This window comes from Proteus hauseri, assembly GCF_040139125.1.
GTDB lineage: Bacteria > Pseudomonadota > Gammaproteobacteria > Enterobacterales > Enterobacteriaceae > Proteus > Proteus hauseri_B.
Map to the genome: position 1 here is coordinate 76744 of NZ_JBEEUB010000011.1, position 16108 is coordinate 92851.

A 16108-nucleotide genomic window follows, 5' to 3' on the forward strand; every position below is an offset into this window, starting at 1 on the left:
ACGACTAATGATTGGCGTCACTGACAAAAATAGCTTGAGCACCTGCTTTGGCTTCATCAAGCGCATGTTTAATGGTATCGGCATGTGCTAATACAACGCCTAATCGACGGCTACCAGCAATTTCCGGCTTGGCAAAAAGACGAATTTGTCGGTTAGCTTTCAATGCGTTTTCAATACCGGAATAAACCAGATTCGCACTGTGTAACGTAGGTAAAATAACCGCAGAAGCACAGCAACCTAATTGGCGAATACCACCAATGGGATAACCTAAAAAAGCTCGAACATGTAAGGCAAATTCTGAAATATCTTGTGAAATCAGTGTCACTAACCCAGTGTCATGAGGTCGTGGTGAGACTTCATTAAAAAAAACCTCATCACCTTGAACAAATAACTCAACACCAAATAAGCCATAACCACCTAAATTTTCAATCACTTGACTAGCAATATGATGTGCTTTTGCTAACGCAATATCACTCATTTTTTGCGGTTGCCATGATTCACGATAATCGCCTTTTTCTTGACGATGACCAATAGGAGAACAGAAGTGAATACCATCAACAGCGCGAATAGTTAATAGTGTGATTTCAAAATCAAATGGGATCATCTGTTCAACAATCACTCTACCTTTACCTGCGCGTCCACCTTCTTGCGAATAAGCCCACGCTGATGCTAAATCTCTTTCATTACGAATAACACTTTGTCCTTTTCCTGAAGAGCTCATTACGGGTTTGATAATACAAGGAAAACCAATCTCAATGGCAGCAGTTCTAAACGCGGCTTCATCATCAACAAATTGGTAGTTTGATGTAGGTAAATGCAGCGTTTCAGAGGCTAAACGACGAATGCCTTCTCTATCCATCGTTAATTTAACAGCACGAGCACAAGGTACCACTTTTTGCCCTTGCTGCTCTAATTCCACCAGCAAGGAAGTCGCAATCGCTTCAATTTCAGGCACAATAAAATCAGGTTTTTCTTGTTCAATAACTCGCTTTAAGGCGTCGCTATCCAGCATATTGACAACATAATAACGATGAGCAACATGCATTGCTGGCGCATTTGGATAACGATCTAGCGCAATCACCTCAATACCTAAACGTTGACACTCTATGGCGACTTCTTTACCTAATTCACCCGCACCTAATAGCATCACTTTTGTTGCATTTGCACAAAGAGCCGTACCCAGCACTGTCATTTTTTATCCCCAATTCAATAAGATTCTCATGTGGCGCAAACGTTTGCTATCGCATAGCATAACGGATTTTATTCGATAGAAAAATAGCCAAAGTGAAAAATAGCGATACCACAAAGAAAAGTCTTATGTTCTTTGGCTACGCTTTCCTTTTTGAATTCTTAAGGAATTAAGTCGCCGACGAATAAGGGCTAGAATACAACACAATAAACCAAGCCAAATCAGTGAAAAACTCACGCCCTTCACTTGATCAAAGGCTTCATGGAATAAGAATACGGCTAATAAAAATTGAATGGTTGGTTCGATATATTGCGCTAAACCGATAACAGTCAATGTCGTGCGTTTTACTGCGGCAGTGAAGAATAACAACGGCAATATAGTAACAGGCGCCGTTAAAATATAATAAAAACGAGTCAGATTATCAGCAGAAGAGAGCGCGCTTTCATCCCGAACAAATAGCCAAATGGTAGCACCAATGGCGAGTGGCATTAACCATAATGTTTCAATAAACAGCGATGTTATGACATCAAAACGAATAAACTTCCTGATTAATCCATAAACCGCAAAAGCCCCCCCCATCATAATAGCTAATACAGGTAATTCACCATACATCCACAGTTGATACCCCACACCAGTACAAATAAGAACCACAGCCCCTTTTTCTGCTGGATTCAGTTTTTCTTTAAGAAATACCACACCTAACAAAATAGAAAACAAAGGATTAATAAAATAGCCAAGACTGGCTTCTAATACTTGTTGATGAGTTAAAGCATAAGTGAATGTGCACCAAGATACAGCCATTGCAAGTGAACTAAATAAGCACATAAAAATGGAGCGTTTATCTTGGAATACCGCCTGCCAGCGGGTTCTATTTTTAATAAATAGGCGAACAAGCAGCAATAATGGGATCGACCAAATAAGACGTTGAGCGAGCATCTCTAATGGTTGAGCTCCGGGTAAAAGCCGATAAAAAAGTGGCGTAATTCCCCAAAGAATATAAGAAAAGATGGCTAATACCGCGCCCGACTGAGCCCACATTTAGCATTCCATAATAAAAAATAAATAGAATTGAATATCATACGCTCAAAACAGGCTAAACAATATGATCAAGTACGCTGATTAATGGTTTATAAAATCAATATCGGCTGAAAAAAGATAAAAAAAATCTCCATTAATAATTTTGCGAGAAAATATCATTAACGGAGATCAATCTAACTAAAAACCATAATTAGAAAACTACAGTAAAGAACAACAACCAGAAAACAGGTAAAAATATCGCTTAAAAAATATCGCGTACATGCAATGGGGGTTGCTTACTAATAAAGTCGCGTAATATTTTACGGCTAGGTGCCGCAGCAATCGCGCCTTTTTGCGTTGTCGCTAATGCGCCACAAGCCGCAGCTTGTGTCACTATTTTAGATAAATATTGTTCATCTTCAGCAAAACCATATTCGGCAACTGCGGCTAATAGACCAGACATAAAAGCATCACCAGCGCCTGTAGTATCAACACAATCAACCGTAAATGCGCTTAATGCCACTTGTGTATTTGGTGTTAGCACCAAACACCCTTTTGAACCTTGCGTGATCACTTTTAAACGCGCTGGATACGCTTCTAATTTTTTTAACGCATTATTCAGTGTAATTTCTTGCGTCATCCACGTTAGTTCATCTTCAGATAATTTCAGCACATCCGCTCTATGTGCATAGTCATCGATAATCTCGCGCATCTCTTCATGATCACGCCACATTTGAGGACGCAAATTAATATCAAAACTCAATAGTGAATCGCTCTGTTTTACTTGTTCTATTGCGCTATTCAGCGTGGCGCGACAGATAGGATTCACCAATGCCAATGAGCAAAAGTGCAAAATATCTTTTTCAAAAACGGGTAATGATTTATCTGTTAGAAATTGATCAGCAGATTCAGCGACCAGAAAAGTAAAATCGCGTTCACCATTATCTTGCAAAGAGACAAGAACCGTACTGGTTCGATGAAGTTCATCAAACTCCATTGCACTGGTATCAACACCAAGATCAAACAGCGTTTTTTGCATAAAGTGACCAAAAGCATCTTCACCGACACGCCCAATAAAGCCACTTTGTTGACCTAATTTTGCCACTCCAGCAGCCACATTCACGGGTGCTCCACCGGCGCATGCTTCATATTGCATGTTTTGTAATGGGATCAAGTCAACAACAGCGTCACCTAAAGACCAGACTTTCATAATCTCTCCTGAAGATAAGCAATTATTTTTATTCACTATATTCTGTTTTGATTGGTGTTGATAACTAAAAAATGAAGATATTACTCGTAAATCAATACTGATAACGTTAACATAATAATGTAAGATGATAAAGAAATTCTGGTGCCCTCATTTTTTAACATCAAATGTTATCGTTAACAAAATGAAATAAAAGCGATAATTTTTACTATAGCCTTCAAAAAATAACCTCTGATGCTTAGTAAGATAAGGATAATGATATGAAACAACGTTTAGAACAATCACATGCAGGCTTAAACACTTTAATAGAAAAAAGAGGAAATGACTTTTATCCCTCGTTTCATTTAGCAGCCCCTGCTGGTTGGTTAAATGATCCTAATGGCCTAATTTATCACGATGGTTTATATCATGCATTCTACCAACATCACCCTTTCTCTGAACATTGGGGCCCCATGCATTGGGGTCATGCAACAAGCAAAGATATGATCCACTGGCAACATCAACCTATCGCGCTTGCACCAGGTGATGATTATGACAAAAGTGGCTGTTTTTCTGGCTCAGCAATCAGCCATCAAGGAAAGCTTTATCTCTTTTATACGGGTCACAATTGGCTTGGTGAAGAAGGTGATGACAGTCAGATTTACGAGGCTCAATGTGTTGCGGTAAGTGAAGATGGTATTCACTTTGAGAAAAAAGGTGTTGTTTTACCACCACCTGAAGGCTACATGCATTTTCGTGATCCTAAAGTATGGTATCAAGCAGGAAAATGGTGGATGGTGGTTGGTGCTCGTGATGGAAAGGATCAAGGGCAAGTGCTTCTCTTTTCCAGCGAGACCTTATTTGAAGAAGGCAAACAGTGGAGTACGCAATACACTGTTTTAGGTAAAACTGACGATAAAAATGTTTATATGTGGGAATGCCCTGATTTTTTCCCCATCAGTAATGAAGATGATTTTGCATTGGTTTTTTCACCTCAAGGAAAACGTGCTGAAGGTTATCAATTTCGTAATCTATTTCAAACGGGCTCTTTAATCGGTAAATGGTCACCAGAAAAGCCATTTGATTTACGAGGTGGTTTTATTGAACTTGATAACGGGCATGACTATTACGCTCCACAATCTTTTAAAACACCGGATGGTCGTCGTGTCTCTATGGGCTGGATGGATATGTGGAACTCGCCAATGCCATCAAAAAATGAATTTTGGGCAGGCTGTTTTACTCTTCCTCGTGAAATCATTTTCGATAAGAGCCAAAATCGCTTACGTATGATCCCAGTAAAAGAGCTAGAAAGCTTACGTCGTGAAAAAAACACCATCTCGCCAGTAAAATTAACAGATCAATCGATTAAATTAATGGATGATACTCAGGCTGTTGAGTTGGATCTAACGTGGTCGTTAGATAGCCAAGCTGAAAAATTTGGCCTTTGGTTAGGCAAAGGGTTAGAAATTTTTATTGATAAGCAATCTAATCGATTAGTGATTAATCGCCATTATCCACAATATGATATTAGTGGTTATCGAAGTGCACCTTTACCTGCTGGTTGTAAGATTAACTTACGCATTTTTATTGACCGATCATCTATTGAACTCTTTGTAAATCAAGGTGATCTCACTTTTAGTAGCCGATATTATGCCGATCAAGATGATCGTCAACTACACCTGTTTACCACAAATGGAAGCGCACAACTTATTTCAGGCGAATATTGGTTATTAAATCGCATCAATAAATAGACTGCGTGCTCTTTTTATATGTTGGTTAACGATAAAACGTGAGCCCTATTAAAGGGACTCACGTTCTACTAGATGACAAGGTAACTGAATGGTATCGCGATGTTCTCGCGCTTGAATAATATGAAGAGTAGCTTCTTTACCCAGCTCATAATGCGGTAGTTGCACGGTCGTTAATGGTGGATAAAACAGTTCACCAGTACCAATCATATTATCGTACCCTAGTACTGCGACTTGCTCAGGAATTCGTAACCCCATAGAGAGCAGTACTTGGTAAGCCAAAAAGGCAATTCGGTCATTACCACAAATTAGAATATCAAAATCTGCTTTTTGATATGAGCAATGTTTTTTCAAGATTTCAATAATATCTCGATAGTGCTCATCACCATACAACATCGTGTATTGGCGTAATGACGACAAAGGTAATCCTGCATCTTGCCAAGCATCTTCAACCGCTTTACGACGGATAGGACCGGCAACAGATTCTTGCGGAATATAAAAGCACAATGGATTGCGATAACCTTTTTCGATCACCTTTTTGATTGCAAAGTACTGCCCATGATAATCATCAGGTATATAAGTAGGAAAAATATGTTTTTTATCCAAACAGTTTGCCAGTACTAAATTTTTATCTCGCAACTTTTCATGAACTGAGATTTCTCTTAATCCCATAGTTGTATAGATAATGCCATCAGGTCGTTGTGCTAATAATTGCCATATTGCCTGCTCATAACAATCTTGAGCCGTCAAATTGACCACAAACGAACTCCAACCAAATTCACGAGCGGTTTGTTCTATCGACAAAATCATTTCAACTGAAAATGGTGTTGTCGCGGTATCAATAGCAAGCACACCAATAGATGACGCTTTCGTGCCCTGACCTCGAATTTTTCGTGCAGAATAATCTGGAACATAGTTTAGTTCATCGATAGCTCGTTGAACTTGTTTTAGTGTTTCAGGCTTTAATAACTCAGGGTTATTAATTGCTCTAGAGACTGTCATCAATGAAACGGATGCTAGCCGAGCGACATCTTTCAGTGACGCCATAATATTGGCTCGATAGGTTTATGAATAGGGTTAGCTAAATAATTAGTCTATTTTACAATAAGTAAAGAGCAAGATCTACCAGCCCAATGATATTGTAACTAAATGTTTCAATTAATTTCATCGTAAAAAAACAAATAATCATATTATCCGTTACGCAGTAATTGAGTTTTATATAGTTAAAAACACTTACGAGAAAAAACTTAGTTACAATTAATAATAGTTATCTGTACTCTCTTTATAGAAATAAAATAATCTTATCTATAAAATAGAAATATTGAAACAAAACAAAGTTCTGATATTTTATCTATAATATAATACAGAAGTATTAATCATTTTTAATTTTAAATGTTCTAAATATGGCTCCGTTGCGTGAATGTCACCCTACACAAAAAACTTATAAATTAGTCAAATTTAGTTACTCATTCACTCTTAGTTAAGAGCAGAATAAAACCAGGAGCAACATATGGAATCAATAATCCACTTAATCACTTTTGAAGATGACAGTACAAAAGTTCAACTTAAAGCTGTACTTTCTTCATTAGCTGCTAATGTGAAAACTTATTCAACAGAACAGGCATTTTTAAAATATTATTTTTCATCAACTAAAGGAGCGCATAAAGAGTGCATCATTATTAACACTAAAAATAGTGCATCACCATCAATTGCACTGATTAAAGAACTCAACAAACTGAAAAACATCATCCCTGTTATTATTATTTCTGGGGATAATACCATTGAAAGTTGCCGTAGTGCATTTAAATCAGGTGCTTTTGAATATTTAACTAGACCATTGAATGTTAATGAACTTCTTAATATTGTCTCTGAAGCTTTCCTACATTATGAAAGTGAAGTTGAACAATTTAGAACATATATCTCTTTAAAAGATAAATTTAGTAAGTTATCAAATAGAGAAAAAGAAGTTATGGAGATGATCTTAGACGGAAATACCAGTAAAGAGGCGGCTGAAAAACTCTCTCTTTCTCCACGTACAGTAGAAGTTCACCGCTCAAATATGTACACAAAACTGAAAATAAGATCACTACCACAATTAGTCCAAGAGTATGATTTTTTTAGGAAATATGATTTGAGAGCTAATTGATTATTCAGGTTTTTCTATTTATCAGTGGATTTTAAATTATCCATTGAGATAACAATATGGCCTGTTAAAACTTCATTATTTTATATTAATGAGGATAACCTGTACTTATAAAAACATTCTATTTTTGATGATTAAAACCGAATATGGGAATAATTCATACACTAGGATCTATTCTAAGATAGAAGGGAAGGCAATCTTATTTTGATGCCTCCCTTTCATTAATGTTCGTTTAATTTCAAATTAAAACAATCGTATATTCTATTTTCATAATCGCTATTATTAATAACTAAGAAGATGTTTTTTCTTAATAATGGCGATATAAGATTAGATGAACTATTTCTTTTGATATAAATCATTTTTTTACTTTTAATAAACATAATTCCCCTCATTCTCAATTCTTTATTTATTATTCTTATTTCACGAAGAAAAATATTAGTGATTAAAAATGAACACAAATGAAATTGCAATCTCTTTTTTATGCTATAATCAAGCATGCTTATGTGTGTTTATTTCTATTAAATAGTACGTTATTATCAGAAAAATCTAATTTAGATTAATCCGTTTTTATTATTCGCATTATGTGAAAAGAAAAAATAATAACTATTTTTCTTTATATTTGTTTATATTTTAGAATTTCATTCTCTTTATAGTTTAATTTTTGTAATACAAAGCCTATCATTTATACTTAATGGGTAGCCCAAAAAAGATCATCACCATAAGATTATCATCAGTAAGTATAACACCCTAGGTCGAGATAAGTGATAACACCTAGAAAAGTAAACACTATTACTCAATATTTTTTTACTCTTAATTTGATGGTCACCATTAAATGGTTTTTAGTATAATAAAAATATTAGATAAACTTATACGTTTATTCTTATTTTATTATGCAGCTAATAGAATTATCCTAGTCCCCTCCATAAGGTCTTTTTACAGATAACAATGAATAATCAAGATAAAAATCGTCGTCCTATTAAAGCAAGAGAAACTCACTGGGCAACCACGTGTAGTCGCTGGCTACAAAAAAGAGGTGCAACACCAAATGGTATCTCTATGTTTAGTATTCTCTTCGCCGCATTCGCGGGTATTGCCCTCTTTTTTGCTTTCTCAGATACCCATTACTTAATTCGCTCAAGCTTATTTATTGTTGGCGCATTAATGATCCAATGTCGTCTAATTTGTAATCTATTAGATGGTATGGTTGCCGTTGAAGGGGGTATGAAAAGCCCAGTTGGTGCCGTTTATAATGAGTTACCCGATAGAATAGCCGATACACTGATTATTATTGGTGTAGGTTATGGTTTGTCATCCCACTTTCCCATTGCCATTACATTAGGTTGGGTTGGCGCATTTTTTGCGGTTATGACTGCTTATGTTCGAGTGCTAGGCGGAAGTTGCGGATTAGAGCAACGTTTTACAGGTCCTATGGCAAAGCAACATAGAATGGCGTTACTTACTTTTATTGCCATCATTGCCGCATTTACACCAGTTCTTTGGGGAGCATGGTTATTTCTTATCGCATTATGGATTATTATCGCTGGTGCAGCGTTAACCACTATTTTCAGAACCCGACAGATTTTACGGGATTTATCACAAGGTGTTTGATTAATGAAAAATGGAAAGCTCTCTTTAGATGCAAAAATTGTCTCATCTATTCTCGTTTCTATTTGCCGTTTTTTAACCGGGATCCGAGCTAAACAAACCTCACCTATTGCCGATAATACGCCTTGTATTTATTACGCCAATCACTCTAGCCATCTTGATGGTCTGGTTATTTGGTCTTGTCTTGCGCCAACGGTTCGCCCTTATGTTCATCCTGTTGCAGCCGATGATTACTGGAATAAAAACCGCCTGCGTCGTTATTTATCACGACGTATTTTTAGGGCAGTTTTAATCCCTCGTTATGCAACTAAAATGGCATTTCCTGAATCGGAATGTAGCACTGAAGATAATGGTCAAATTGAGTTAACAAAAGAGCAACCAATCAACGATGCCTCTACAGCAACTCAAAATAAGGTCAATGCGCTCGATTTAATGCAAGAAATATTAGACAAAGGAGAGTCTTTAATTATCTTCCCTGAAGGAACTCGTGGTAATGGTGAATCTATTCAAGATTTTAAAGCGGGACTTTGGCATCTTTCTCGTAAAAATCCGAATGTGCAGCTAGTCCCCATTTACCTAGAAAACTTAAATCGTGTATTACCTAAAGGCTCTCGTTTAGTTGTCCCTGTTATTTGTAGTGCCATCTTTGGTGCCCCTATTGAATCAACAACAGAAGAAGAGAGTAAGCAACAATTTTTAGTCAGAGCCAAAAGCGCACTAGAGGAGTTACACCATGGAACGTATTAGTAATGAGGTCTTGTGGATATTTATCGGACTCTTCTCTTTTCTAATTATTGCCAGCATTATTGGCGCTGTTCTTGCGGCGATTAAAGGAAAAACATCCACTATTGCCAATCTTAATTCACGTATAAATGCATGGTGGGTAATGTGTATTATTGCCGCTGTTGCTATTGGGATTGGGCAAATTGGTTCAGTTGTACTTTTCACTCTTATCTCTTGGCTTGCACTGCGTGAATTGATTACCTTAACGCCCACACATCGTGGCGATCACGAAGCCCTTTTCTGGTGTTTTTTCGTTATTCTTCCCATCCAGTACATTTTAGTGGGTGTGCAATGGTATAACCTGATGGCAATTTTTATTCCGGTTTATGCCTTTTTGCTTATTCCAACACGCATGGCACTTTCTGGAGACACCAACCACTTTTTAGAGCGTATGGCAAAAGTGCAATGGAGTGTAATGATTGCAATTTATTGCCTAAGTTATGCCCCTGCTCTATTAATGTTACCGATAGAAGGCTTTGAAGGTCGTAATATTAATTTATTACTCTTTTTGATGATCGTGGTTCAGGTTTCTGATGTGCTCCAATATGTGTTTGGTAAACTGTTTGGCAAACATCCTATCGTGCCAAAGTTAAGTCCAAATAAAACCGTAGAAGGCTTTTTGGGCGGAATTATTTCTGCAAGTTTAATTGGCATGATGCTCTGGTGGGCAACACCATTCTCATGGTGGGCGGCATTTTTACTGTCACTGGTTATTACACTTGCTGGTTTTGCCGGTGGATTATGTATGTCTGCAATAAAAAGAGACAGCGGTGTAAAAGACTTTGGCACCATGATAGAAGGTCATGGCGGAATGATGGATAGAATGGATTCGCTCTGCTTTGCAGCACCTATCTTCTTTCATGTTATTCGCTATTTCTACGTATAATTTACGCCATAAGCCCCCTATTTTTACTGAACAAAAACAGTGCTGGTTATCTTATTAATCGGCACTGTTTGATTGTTTGATTTATCGAAATATAAAAACAAAATATCAGAACCAAACAGGTCTTATTAAACGTTCTCATTGCCACATCAGTCATTATCACCAAAGCAATTAAACGCTTGTTTTAATTTTTGACAAAAAATCAAATTTAATATTTTTGTTTTTAAAAACAATATATTACTGCATTATTTCTTAATTTATTAATTCTCTTTATATTCATTGTGATAGCTTAAAACAGTGCTATCTTTTACTCTGCATTTCCTTTTTTATTACTAAACGCTACTTATTATGATTACTTGGCTACTTCTTGCTTTAGCTTTGCTTTTACTAGGGTTCAATCGCACACTTGCACTTATTACTTTATCTCTTACCGCTATCAGTGCTTTTTTAACGAGTGTAATAACTTGGCAAACGCTGCCAATTATTGCTGGCACTATTTTGTTAGTAATCACCTATTATCGTTACCAGCAACAAAAATTGATCCGCTGGATTATCACAATAGCATTGCTGCTTATCGCTATTGGCTTAGCCTTTCATTTGGTTCCTGGCTTTAATAACCTTCGTTATCTTTCACATACACCACTTGGGCTACATAGCGCTCCTTTCTCTTTTTATTTCAATGCAGATAAAGCCTTGTTACCCTTTATTTTGCTTATTTTAATACCAACGCTTTTTAGTCGTTCACCACTAAAGTCAGCATCAACACTTCAATGGGGAATGCTTATTCTTGCTATTCCTGCCTTGTTATTACTTGCCACAGCTCTTGGTGGTTTAGCCGTTGAACCTCACTTTCCAACGTGGTTACCTGCCTTTATGCTGGCGAATCTCTTTTTTGTTTCACTTGCTGAAGAAGCATTATTTAGAGGTACGATCCAACAGTTACTATCGCGCTATCTTCCCCCTTATATTGCCTTATTTAGTGCTGCGATTATTTTTGGCTTAGCGCATTTTGCTGGTGGATTACTGTTAGTCGTATTTGCTTCGCTGGCGGGGGTTATTTATGGATTAGCATGGATGTGGAGTGGAAAACTTTGGGTAGCAACAATATTTCATTTTGCACTAAATCTGACTCACCTACTCTTTTTTACCTACCCTTTTAAAGTTGCTTAATCACGCGATTATTTTCATCTCTTCTTTATATTGAACATGCTCTCTTTTTACTTACGTGTTTATTGCGTAAGTAAAAAGGAATAGCGATATGTGAAGATAATCACACTATTACAATACCGATTTTCTGATTTCCCCCATCATCAGATGAAATTTTTGTTAGTATGCTTTACTGCTTACCTTTAAATAATCAAAATTTCATACAACACACAATAAAAAGTAAAACATCATAAAATTCATTAACTCGATAAGAAGTTGCTTACATTGCTCAATAGTCAATAGAAAAAATAGGTAAGCTTTACTTTGTTTTTATTTTTTAAGTCAGAATAATTCGCTGATATTTGCCTCTTATACCATCAGGATAAAAAATATGTTAGATCAAGAGATGATCCGTACTTTTATACAGGTTGCAGATTGCCAAAGTTTTACTAAAGCCGCTGATATGCTTCATAAAACATCGGCAGCTATTAGTTATCGAATAAAAACTTTAGAAGAAAATATCGGTACTCAACTATTTAACCGCACCACAAGAACCGTGACATTAACACCGGCGGGCGAATATTTATTAGAAAAATGTCGTCAATGGATTGTATGGTTAGAATCGATGCCAATGGAGCTTCAGCAAATGAATGCGGGTGTTGAACATCAGGTTAATATTGTGATTAACAACCTGCTTTATGATCGTACTGCCGTTGCCAGTATGTTAGCTTGCCTTCATCAGCGTTTTCCATCGACTCAATTTCATATTACACGTCAAGTGTATATGGGCGTTTGGGATGCGTTAATTAATGAAGATTACCACTTCGCCATTGGCGTAACAGGTAATGAATCACTTAAGAATAATATTAATATTTGTGCCATGGGTGAAATTCAGTGGCAATTTGTTGTTGCACCTAACCACCCGTTAGCGAATGTGACTGGTGTATTGAGTGATGACCAAATGCGTATGTATTCAGCCGTTAACGTAGAAGATACGTCTCGCCATCTTTCTAAACGCACGGCATGGCGTTTATCGGGTCAGCATGAAATTAGAGTGCCTGATTTACACACCAAATTAGCTTGCCATTTAAAAGGTGTTGGCATCGGATTTTTGCCATTAAGTCTATGTAAACCACTCATTGATAGTGGGCAATTAATTGCAAAAGAAGTAAAAAACCGACGTCATAACTCGCCACTGTCACTGGCTTGGTGTGAAGATAAAAAAGGGGCTGTTGTTAGCTATTTGGTTGAGTTATTTCAACAAAATCATCCTAGTGTGCAATCTTTTTATGATCCACTCAATTAAAAGGGCAAACATAAGTTTGCCCTGATATAAATATTCAATTAACTACATTGTCTATTTTGCAGGCTCTGCTGTTGGGTTTTCTTTAATAAAGAGACTTGCAACGATACCTACACAGATAAGTATTGCGGCAAAATAGAAACCGGAATCCATGCTTCCTGTTTTATCAGATAAGAAACCTGTCAGTGTTGGTGCAAAAACAGAACCCAGCATACCAATACAGTTATAAACACCGAAGGATGTTCCTAACGCATGGCGCGGTGAGTTATCAGCAACAACAGCAACTAAAACAGGGTTAGTACTAATTTTACCCACAATACCGTAAAGAATCAGTGCGCCAATCAATACAGGCATTGATTGTGACATTGGTACTGCAAGAATAGCCACTAAAGAGAGCGGTAACATCACCAATAATACTGGCTTACGGCGACCAATTTTATCTGAAATCCAGCTAAATATCAGTGAACCAGGAATAGCAAACCAAGGCATTAATGATGCGATAGTTGAGATTTGTGTTCCTGTAATACCACGTTCTGTTTCAAGGTAGTAGGGTAACCATGTTACTAATACAAAGAAGCCATAGATTGAACAGAAAATAGTGATGTACGCTAAGTTAATGTTACGGTTACCAAATAAGTCTTTAAACGTCAGTTTGGTTTTCTGTTTTGGTGCATCAGGATCTGATGAGGCTTTATTTTTTGGCTTATCTTTGATTATCCATAACATCATTAAACCAATAATAATAATTGGCACACCAATGATATAGAACGGCGCACGCCAGCTCATTCCCATCTCACCAACAGAAATACTAGAGATGTAGTAACCAATAGAAAGACCAAATGCCATACCACTATTGATAATCGCACTACCTAATGTAATACGATGTTTTGGTATTGCTTCTGATGACAGACCATACTGAGGACCGTAGTAGAAACCTTGGAAAACCCCAACCATTACCCATGCAAACATAAAGGTAACATAAGTTGGCATCATACCCGCGATCATGGTGAATCCACCAAATAAGATCACGCCAGTAACTAATACTTTTTTCTTACCTAAATAGTCACCAATCATGCCTGATGGAATATTTAGTGCAGTATAACCGATAAAGAAAATACTCATGATAGAACCGAGCTGTGCTTTGCTTAAATCAAACTCAGCACCGATATTTACCATCAATGGTCCAACAATTGCGCGGCTACCATAAAGCGCAATCCAACCAAAGAAGAAGATAATAGTCAGCTTGACCCAATAAGGGACTTTGCCTTTATTCTCATTCACTTGTGCATCGTTCATAATGACGCTCCTGAAAGAATTTCTTATTAAGACTTATAAATTAAAGTGCCAGACTGACCTTCAATAACTTGTTGGATATTTTGTAATGCACCAATATGAGCTTGTTGCCCTGTAGCATTAACAAAATCACTGACAGCCATGATTTTTGGTCCCATTGCGCCATCAGCGACTGCCATTGGTGCAAGTTCTTCTGGTGTTGCTTCACGAATAGCCGCTTGTTCTGGTGTTCCCCAATTTTTATAAATAGCATCTGCTTCTGTTAAAATAACAAAATGCTCGGCATCTAATTCACGCGAAATTAAAGCGGCGGTTAAATCTTTATCAATAACAGCTTCACTACCAATAAATTCGTTATTCGTGTTATTAACGGGAATACCACCACCACCGCCACAAATAACAATATGACCTTTATCTAATAAAAGTTTTACTGCCTCAATATCAATAATCTTTTTCGGTGTTGGCGATGGCACTACGCGACGATAATGTTGACCATCTTTTTTAAATGTCCATTGATACTTCTCGATTAATTGCTCCATATTTTCTTTATCGTAAATAGGTCCGATAAATTTACTTGGATCATTAAATGCTTCATCATTAATATCAACTGAAACACGTGTCATTACTGTGGTAATAGCTTGTTGTGGATGATTTTGATTAATCTTTTGCATCATCATATAACCAATCATACCCTGGCTTTCTGCAACCAAAATATCTAATGGATATGCAGGAACTTCTTGATAAGCAAGGTTTTGCAATGCAAGCAAACCAACCTGAGGCCCATTACCGTGTACTAATACAACACGATACTCTTGTGCTAACTTATTAATTGTCTCTGACATCAATTCAATATTTTTATATTGATTCTCAGCAGACAAAACTTCTCCGCGTTGCAATAATGCATTTCCGCCTAAAGCAATAACAATTGTTTTCATAATTATCCGTATCCGAATGTTTATATAAATTATTTTAATAAAAAATATTAATCAATATACTGTTGTTGTTTTTTAGTTTGATACCCTATCCATAATCCCAGTAAAGTATCTGCACCAGAGTGATGACCAATAGAGAGTATTTCCAACATATCCTTAAAAATAATCTCTTTATTGTTTATTTTTTTACCTAACTGAATTAGATATGTGGAAAATATTCCCTGTGTGGCATATTCCAAATAATGTTTACTGACAATGGTGGTTAATGAAGATAAAGACGGTGTGTCATTAAAAAAATGATTAAGGCTTTTTTCTGGTTCAGCTAAATAGTGTGCAAATAACATTCCCACCAGCATATCATCTGAGCTTGGCGTCAATCCCGGACCTTTCCCTGTAAAAATTGCCCAATTAACGGCATTACCTGCCAGTTGATTATGAAACAGCTTAGTGAGTAACCTAATTTCACTAATTTGCGCGATTTGTCGATAATTTTTCAACGGACCATAAAGCCCTGTTGCTATCGCAGGTGATAACAAAGAAAAAAAACTCTCTAACCAACGTAAATCTAAATCCGCTTTATCTTGTAATTTTAAATACTCAAGTTGACCCGCAATCACACTAAGTTTGTTTGCTAATGTCACTCGGTTATCTTTTATATTCATCATCACCGAGGGATGGCACTGTTTTGCCAGATAATCAAAATCATCTTGCTTAAGTAACCATCCCATCGGGCTTAATCCTCTTCCTTCACGATGAAAAGTGATTAAGCGTTGCTGAGGGCAAATGAAATTCAGTGCATGGTCATAAATTCCCACACATTTAATGTCACCTTCAAAATCAGTGATATGCTGGCTGGTTTGAAGTGCTTGAATTTGCATAA

General features: G+C 36.8%; 14 protein-coding genes. 7 read left to right on the forward strand and 7 right to left on the reverse strand.

What is annotated here, in order from left to right:
• Positions 1-4: 4 nt before the first annotated feature.
• The 3 genes from purT to ABN099_RS16430 form a co-directional block, all read right to left on the reverse strand.
• Positions 5-1192, reverse strand: a complete 1188-nt coding sequence (gene purT, locus ABN099_RS16420; protein ID WP_349465313.1) for a formate-dependent phosphoribosylglycinamide formyltransferase — start codon at positions 1190-1192, stop codon at positions 5-7.
• Positions 1193-1315: 123 nt separating this feature from the next.
• The gene (gene rarD, locus ABN099_RS16425; protein ID WP_349465315.1) at positions 1316-2227 is read right to left on the reverse strand and encodes an EamA family transporter RarD; all 912 of its coding nucleotides are present in this window, start codon (positions 2225-2227) and stop codon (positions 1316-1318) included.
• A gap of 241 nt (positions 2228-2468) precedes the next feature.
• Positions 2469-3416, reverse strand: coding sequence for an aminoimidazole riboside kinase (locus ABN099_RS16430; RefSeq protein WP_349465317.1), 948 nt, complete (start codon positions 3414-3416; stop codon positions 2469-2471).
• A gap of 257 nt (positions 3417-3673) precedes the next feature.
• Here ABN099_RS16430 and ABN099_RS16435 point away from each other — a divergent pair, with 257 nt between their 5' ends.
• A complete protein-coding gene (locus ABN099_RS16435; RefSeq protein ID WP_349465319.1) occupies positions 3674-5143 on the forward strand; it encodes a glycoside hydrolase family 32 protein in 1470 nt (489 codons plus the stop codon).
• A 48-nt stretch (positions 5144-5191) separates the two neighbouring features.
• Here the strand turns inward: ABN099_RS16435 and ABN099_RS16440 are convergent, their stop codons facing one another.
• A complete protein-coding gene (locus ABN099_RS16440) occupies positions 5192-6187 on the reverse strand; it encodes a LacI family DNA-binding transcriptional regulator (RefSeq protein ID WP_349465320.1) in 996 nt (331 codons plus the stop codon).
• A 463-nt stretch (positions 6188-6650) separates the two neighbouring features.
• Between ABN099_RS16440 and ABN099_RS16445 the strand changes: the two genes are divergently transcribed.
• From ABN099_RS16445 to allS, 6 genes are all read left to right on the forward strand, one after another.
• Complete coding sequence (locus ABN099_RS16445; RefSeq protein ID WP_349465322.1) at positions 6651-7286, forward strand: response regulator transcription factor; 636 nt, start codon at positions 6651-6653, stop codon at positions 7284-7286.
• 942 nt (positions 7287-8228) lie between these two features.
• Complete coding sequence (locus tag ABN099_RS16450; protein ID WP_349465324.1) at positions 8229-8891, forward strand: CDP-alcohol phosphatidyltransferase family protein; 663 nt, start codon at positions 8229-8231, stop codon at positions 8889-8891.
• 3 nt (positions 8892-8894) lie between these two features.
• A complete protein-coding gene (locus ABN099_RS16455; RefSeq protein WP_349465326.1) occupies positions 8895-9635 on the forward strand; it encodes a lysophospholipid acyltransferase family protein in 741 nt (246 codons plus the stop codon).
• Positions 9622-10557 carry a phosphatidate cytidylyltransferase gene (locus ABN099_RS16460; RefSeq protein ID WP_349465328.1) on the forward strand — a complete coding sequence of 312 codons (936 nt, stop codon included), beginning with the start codon at positions 9622-9624 and terminating at the stop codon, positions 10555-10557. Before ABN099_RS16455 ends, ABN099_RS16460 begins: the two co-directional genes overlap by 14 nt.
• Positions 10558-10902: 345 nt before the next feature.
• Complete coding sequence (locus ABN099_RS16465; RefSeq protein ID WP_349465330.1) at positions 10903-11724, forward strand: CPBP family intramembrane glutamic endopeptidase; 822 nt, start codon at positions 10903-10905, stop codon at positions 11722-11724.
• A gap of 367 nt (positions 11725-12091) precedes the next feature.
• Positions 12092-13006: an HTH-type transcriptional activator AllS gene (allS, locus tag ABN099_RS16470; RefSeq protein ID WP_349465332.1), complete on the forward strand. Its 915-nt coding sequence runs from the start codon at positions 12092-12094 to the stop codon at positions 13004-13006.
• A 51-nt stretch (positions 13007-13057) separates the two neighbouring features.
• On the opposite strand, the gene ABN099_RS16475 is transcribed toward allS, so the two are convergent.
• From ABN099_RS16475 to ABN099_RS16485, 3 genes are read right to left on the reverse strand one after another with little or no spacing between them, the layout of a single operon-like run.
• A complete protein-coding gene (locus ABN099_RS16475) occupies positions 13058-14299 on the reverse strand; it encodes an MFS transporter (protein WP_349465334.1) in 1242 nt (413 codons plus the stop codon).
• A gap of 26 nt (positions 14300-14325) precedes the next feature.
• On the reverse strand, positions 14326-15231 hold the full coding sequence (locus ABN099_RS16480) for a carbamate kinase (protein ID WP_349465336.1): 906 nt from the start codon (positions 15229-15231) through the stop codon (positions 14326-14328).
• A gap of 47 nt (positions 15232-15278) precedes the next feature.
• The gene (locus tag ABN099_RS16485) at positions 15279-16106 is read right to left on the reverse strand and encodes a DUF2877 domain-containing protein (protein WP_349465338.1); all 828 of its coding nucleotides are present in this window, start codon (positions 16104-16106) and stop codon (positions 15279-15281) included.
• Positions 16107-16108 lie beyond the last annotated feature (2 nt).